The following is a 5,580-nucleotide window of genomic DNA, read 5'->3' as shown; positions in this document are numbered from 1 at the left end:
CACTCGCTCGGCCGGATCCAGGCCCGCCGTAGGCTCGTCCACGATCATCAGCTTCGGGTTGCCCAATAGCGCCAGGGCGACGCCGAACCGCTGTTTCATCCCACCCGAGTACCCGCCCAGCTTCTGCTTGCGCACCTCCCAGAGGTTCGTCTGCCGCAGGAGGGCCTCCACCACCTCCCTCCGCGCCCGGCGGCCTCCGATTCCTTTGAGCAGCGCGTAGTGGCCGAGCAGCTCCTCCGCGCTCACCTTCGGGTAGACCCCGAACTCCTGCGGCAGGTAGCCCAGCGTCTGCCGCACCGCGTGCTTCTCGCGGACGACATCGAGGTCGCCCAGGTGGATGCTGCCGCGATCCGGCTCCTGCAACGTGGCCAGGATGCGCATCAGCGTGGACTTGCCGGCGCCGTTGGGACCGAGAAGGCCGTACATCCCCGCCGGGATCGTGAGGGTCACGTCGTGCAGCGCCTGCACCCCGTTGGCGTAGGTCTTGGAGACGCCTTCGATCTTCAGTTCCATGGCTCCGTACGTGAGATAGAAGTGGCGTTCAGCGAGGGGTGTTCCCATCGTGTCCGGCGGCGCGGGCTGGCGTCTGGCTGCATCGCGGGGACGGCTGGCGACCCGGTTCGGCCTGCTGAGTGTATCGTTTTATCAAAGCTCTTTGTATTGTAAAGTGGATATGCACACCGCGCCAGTCCCGATGGGCTGTCGGTGATCAAAGTCTCGATCGGCCGTTGTGTTCGCCCGTGAGCGCAGCGTCGGCCGCGGGGCCGTAGGCTGAGCTCAGGCCTATCGAGCCGTAGCCCGAGGGCTGAGACCTCCAGGCCCCCGAACCAAGTCTGCGCTTCTGCATCGTCAATCTCCTCCGTCGTTGGTATCGCCATGCTGCACTCGGAAAGACTGGAAAGCGTGTCCCTCACGACCGTGGCGGCCGGGCTTGCCTCAGGCGGAGGAGATGGTCGATGAGCGCGCGCAATGCCTGCGACGCCTGCCGCCGCTGCGGATAGTAGAGGTAGAACCCGGGGAACGGCGTGGAGAACTCCTCCAGGACGGGGACGAGCTCCCCGCGATCGATGAGGGGACGGACGACCTCCTCCATCACCATCGTCAGCCCCACGCCGGCGCGCGCGAGACGGACCATCAGGGCGATGTCGTTGGTCACCACGCGGGCGTCGAAGGCGACCGAGAAATCGTGGCCGTCCTCCGTGAACTCCCAGCGGTACGGCGTGGCGCCCGGGCCCGCATGCCAGTTGATGCGCGCGTGGGAGGTGAGCTCTCGCGGGTGCACCGGTGCGGGGTGCTTCGCCAGGTAGCCCGGCGCTCCCACCACCACCATCCGCTGCCTCCCGGAGGCGGGGACGGCGACCATGTCCTGGTCGATCATCTCCCCCAGGCGGATCCCCGCATCGTACCCTCCCGCCACGATGTCCGTCGGCTCGCTTCCCACGATGATGTCGAGGTTCACCCGGGGATAGGCGGCCAGGAACCCTTCGAGCGTGGGCCCGCGCAGGAAGCTCTCCGCCGAAGCGGATACCGTCAGCCGCAGCGTGCCCCGTGGCTCGTCCGCCATCTCTCCCACCGCCTCCACGGCTGCCCGCACCTCGTCCAGCGCGGGGCGTACGGAGGCGTAGAGGCGCTCGCCCGCCTCGGTGAGGCGCACGCTGCGCGTGGTCCGCTGCACGAGCGCCACCCCCAGCCGCTCCTCCAGGCGCCGCAGCGACTGGCTCACCGCCGAACCGCTCACGCCCAGTGCCTTCCCCGCCGGCCGGAAGCCCCTTGCCTCCGCCACCGCCACGAACGTCGAGATCCCATCCAGCTCGTCGGACATCGTTCACTCACCAGTCAGGGTGTTCCTCCCGCCAGCCATCGAGTCGCTACGCGCCGAGCAGCCCGTGCGGCGAATGGTTGTGAAGAAATGCTTATCAGCCTGATAAGCGTTGTCAAGTTTATCGATCGATCCCCTCGCTGTAGACTTCTCGCTACCAACAAGCAGGCCCCTCGGCAGAGAGGAAGGGATGGCTCTCGGATCACGCGCCTGGACCACGAGCATCCGCCTGCGGACACCGGGGCACCAGCCCATGCGGAAGCCCAGCACTGCGGCGTGTAGCATGCGTCGCGGCCCGCACATCGCTCAGGAGAGGAGTCGCAATGAAAGACGTCATCGTCGTCATCGGACCCGGCCAGATCGGCCAGGCCATCGCGCGCCGGGTGGGTGTGGGGAAGCACGTCCTGCTGGCCGACATGCGTTCGGAGAACGCGAACGCGGCGGCAGAGGTCCTGGGGAACGCCGGGTACGACGTGAGCGTCGCCACGGTCGACGCGTCGTCGCGCGAGGCGGTACATGCGCTGGTGGAGACGGCAACGAGCCTCGGCGAGGTCACCGGGCTCATCCACGCCGCGGGCGTCTCGCCCTCGCAGGCATCGCCCGCGACGATCCTGAAGGTCGACCTGTACGGCACGGCGCTCGTGCTGGAAGAGTTCGGCAACGTGATCGCTCGCGGCGGCGCCGGCGTCGTCATCGCGTCGCAGTCGGGGCATCGCCTCCCCCCGCTGAGCGTGGAGCAGAACCACGCGCTGGCCACGACGCCCGTGGAGGAGCTGCTCGGCCTTCCGTTCCTCCAGCCCGGCCAGGTGACGGACTCCCTCCACGCGTACCAGCTCTCGAAGCGCGGCAACTCGCTGCGCGTGATGGCCGAGGCCGTTCGCTGGGGCAAGCGTGGCGCGCGGGTCAACACGATCAGCCCCGGCATCATCATCACGCCGCTCGCCAAGGACGAGCTCACCGGGCCGCGCGGAGCAGGATACCGGCGCATGATCGAGCTCTCGCCGGCCGGCCGCGCGGGCACGCCGGACGAGGTGGGCACCGTCGGCGCGCTGCTGATGGGCCCGGACGGCGGGTTCATCACCGGCAGCGACTTCCTGATGGACGGGGGCGTGACCTCCGCCTACTGGTTCGGCGAGCTCGCGCCCAAGTGAGTGGGACGACCGGGCGGCCGGGGGGAGATCGCACGAACCACGAGCGCGCGCGGCGGATAGCGCGCCCTCGACGGAATCCCCCCGCCGCGCCGGACGCGAAGGAGGTGCATGACCGATTCACGCATGACGGTGCTGGTCGTGGGCGCCACCGGCAGCATCGGCCAGCTCGTCGTGGAGGAAGCTATCCGGGAGGGGCACGCCGTCCGCGCACTCGTGCGGGATCCCGCCCGGGCGCGCCTGCTCGCGCCCGAGGCGCAGGTGGCGGTCGGCGATCTCACGCGCCCCGAGACGCTTTCCGCCGCGGTGGATGGTGTCGGCGCCGTCGTGTTCACCCACGGCTCCGACGGCGCGGGCAAGGCTGGGTCGGAGAGCGTCGACTACGGCGGCGTGCGCAACGTGCTGCGCGCGCTTGGTTCGCGGACGGCGCGGATTGCGCTGATGACCGCGATCGGCGTCACCAACCGCACGGGCGACTACAACCGCCGCACCGAGGCGCACGACTGGAAGCGGCGCGGCGAAAGGCTCGTGCGGGCCAGCGGGCTGCCGTACACGATCGTGCGCCCCGGCTGGTTCGACTACAACCGCGCGGACGAGCGGCGGCTCGTATTGTTGCAGGGCGACCGGCGCCAGGCGGGCGATTCCAGCGACGGCGTCATCGCGCGGCGCCAGATCGCCGAGGTCCTGGTCCGCAGCCTCACGTCGCACCAGGTGCTGCGGAAGACGTTCGAGCTGGTGGCTACCACCGGGCCGGCGCAGGAGGACTTCGACGCGCTTTTCGCCGCGCTCGACGCGGACCCGCGAGGCGCGCTGGACGGCGTGCACGACACCGTGAACATGCCGGTAGACGACGAGCCGCGGCGCGTTCGCGACGACCTGGAGTCCGTGGTCGCGCACCCCATCGGCTGAAATTCACGAGACACTGAGGATTCGTAAATGCGAGCAACCGTCATGTACGCCGCGGGTGACGTCCGCGTGGAGAACGTTCCGGACGCGGGGATCGTGGAGCCGACCGACGCACTGGTCACCGTCACGCGCGCCTGCATCTGCGGCAGCGACCTGTGGCCCTACCAGTCGATGCAGCCCAGCGAGGTCGGCAACCGCATGGGACACGAGTTCATCGGCGTGGTCGAGGCCGTCGGCTCCGAGGTCCGCACGGTGAAGAAGGGCGACGTGGTGGTGGCGCCGTTCGCGTGGTCCGACGGCACCTGCGAGTTCTGCCGGCACGGGCTGCAGACGTCGTGCATCCACGGCGGGTGGTGGGGCGGGACCGAGCTGGACGGCGGCCAGGGCGAGGCGGTCCGCGTGCCGCAGGCCGACGGCACGCTGGTGGCGCTTCCCGCGGGCCGCGACCACGAGCTGATGCCGTCGCTGCTGACGCTCTCGGACGTGATGGGGACCGGCCACCACGCCGCCCTCTCGGCCAAGGCCGGCCCGGGCAAGACGGTCGCCGTGGTGGGCGACGGCGCGGTGGGCCTGTGCGGCGTGATCGCGGCCCGCCGGCTCGGCGCGGAGCGGATCATCATCCTGGGGCGCCACGCCGACCGGATCGCCCTCGCGCGGGACTTCGGCGCCACGGACGTCGTGAGCGAGCGTGGCGAGGAGGCGATCGAGCGCGTGCGCGACCTCACCGGCGGCTTCGGCGCGCACTCCGTGCTGGAGTGCGTGGGCCACGGTCAGAGTATGCTCACGGCCATGAGCATCGCCCGGCCGGGCGGCGCGGTGGGCCGCGTCGGCGTCCCCCAGGAGGAGACGATCCCTGCGGGGCTGCCCACGTTCTTCGGCAACGTCACCATCGCCGGCGGCCCCGCTCCGGTCCGCGCCTACATGGAAGAGCTTCTGCCGGACGTGCTGGAGGGCAGGATCCAGCCCGGCCGCGTGTTCGACCGGGTCACGAACCTGGACGGCGTCCCCGACGGTTATCGGGCGATGAACGACCGCGAAGCCATCAAGGTCATGATCGCGTTCTGAGGGAGGGGCACCGCGCGCCAGTGCGAGATCCGGCAGGAAAGAAACCGGCCCTGGCGAGCTATTCGCCGGGGCCGGTTTCGGTTTTCAGGCAGGGTGCAGATACGAAACCCGGGAGAATCGGTGCGGCCAGCATCGCCCTGGCGGCTAAAGCCGCGGGCTACCACGGCGCGAAGCCCACCTCCGTGGGCTGCTACCGATGGTCCGGACCGCTTCGGCAAGACTCCGCGAAGGCAAGTCGATCTACCCGGATTCCGTATGACGCGCATCGAACCAGGTCTCATCCATCGGTTAGGTCAGTCGGCACGCCTGGCCACGTAGATCGTGTGCCAGATACCCTGCCCCGGATGCGCCCGCGCCCGGCTCACTTCCACGGTCATCCCTTCACGACGCAGCGCCTTCTCGAACGCGGGCTCCGGGCCCGAGGCCCAGTATGCCAGCCGCCCGCCTGGGCGCAGGGCCGCCGCCGCCCGCCGGATGCCTTCGGCCCGGTAGAGCAACGCGTTGCCCCGCGTGGTCAGCGGAGCCGCGCCGTTGTCGACGTCCAGCATGATGGCGTCGAATCCGCCGGCGTTCGCCTGTAGCACGTTCGCAACGTCGTCGTGGTGCAGCTCCACGCGCGGGTCGAGCAGCGCGTCGGAGGCG

6 protein-coding genes are annotated in these 5,580 nt (G+C 69.9%); 3 read left to right on the top strand and 3 right to left on the bottom strand.

Annotation, left to right across the window (positions count from 1 at the left end; genetic code table 11):
- Positions 1-513: ATP-binding cassette domain-containing protein (locus VFE05_15775; GenBank protein HET6231532.1), on the bottom strand; the 513-nt coding region annotated here is incomplete at its 3' end.
- Between the two features lie 397 nt (positions 514-910).
- Positions 911-1,822 (bottom strand): LysR family transcriptional regulator, encoded by a 912-nt coding sequence (locus VFE05_15770; protein ID HET6231531.1) that lies wholly within the window; start codon positions 1,820-1,822, stop codon positions 911-913.
- A 320-nt stretch (positions 1,823-2,142) separates the two neighbouring features.
- Between VFE05_15770 and VFE05_15765 the strand changes: the two genes are divergently transcribed.
- The 3 genes from VFE05_15765 (at position 2,143) to VFE05_15755 (ending at position 4,938) form a co-directional block, all read left to right on the top strand.
- A complete protein-coding gene (locus VFE05_15765) occupies positions 2,143-2,970 on the top strand; it encodes an SDR family oxidoreductase (GenBank protein HET6231530.1) in 828 nt (275 codons plus the stop codon).
- A 108-nt stretch (positions 2,971-3,078) separates the two neighbouring features.
- Positions 3,079-3,876, top strand: a complete 798-nt coding sequence (locus VFE05_15760; GenBank protein ID HET6231529.1) for an SDR family oxidoreductase — start codon at positions 3,079-3,081, stop codon at positions 3,874-3,876.
- A 27-nt stretch (positions 3,877-3,903) separates the two neighbouring features.
- On the top strand, positions 3,904-4,938 hold the full coding sequence (locus tag VFE05_15755; protein ID HET6231528.1) for a zinc-dependent alcohol dehydrogenase family protein: 1,035 nt from the start codon (positions 3,904-3,906) through the stop codon (positions 4,936-4,938).
- Between the two features lie 293 nt (positions 4,939-5,231).
- Here the strand turns inward: VFE05_15755 and VFE05_15750 are convergent.
- On the bottom strand, positions 5,232-5,580 hold a 349-nt coding region (locus tag VFE05_15750), incomplete at its 5' end, for a hypothetical protein (protein HET6231527.1).

The sequence above is a fragment of the Longimicrobiaceae bacterium genome (genome assembly GCA_035696245.1).
GTDB lineage: Bacteria > Gemmatimonadota > Gemmatimonadetes > Longimicrobiales > Longimicrobiaceae > DASRQW01.
Note: the sequence above shows the minus strand (reverse complement) of the source record. Positions and strands in the feature narration are given on the sequence as shown.

Excerpts from the sequence above, each read along its gene's own strand:
- VFE05_15770 (HET6231531.1), bottom strand. The coding sequence starts at position 1,822 with ATGTCCGACGAGCTGGATGGGATCTCGACGTTCGTGGCGGTGGCGGAG.
- VFE05_15765 (HET6231530.1), top strand. The coding sequence starts at position 2,143 with ATGAAAGACGTCATCGTCGTCATCGGACCCGGCCAGATCGGCCAGGCC.
- VFE05_15760 (HET6231529.1), top strand. The coding sequence starts at position 3,079 with ATGACCGATTCACGCATGACGGTGCTGGTCGTGGGCGCCACCGGCAGC.
- VFE05_15755 (HET6231528.1), top strand. The coding sequence starts at position 3,904 with ATGCGAGCAACCGTCATGTACGCCGCGGGTGACGTCCGCGTGGAGAAC.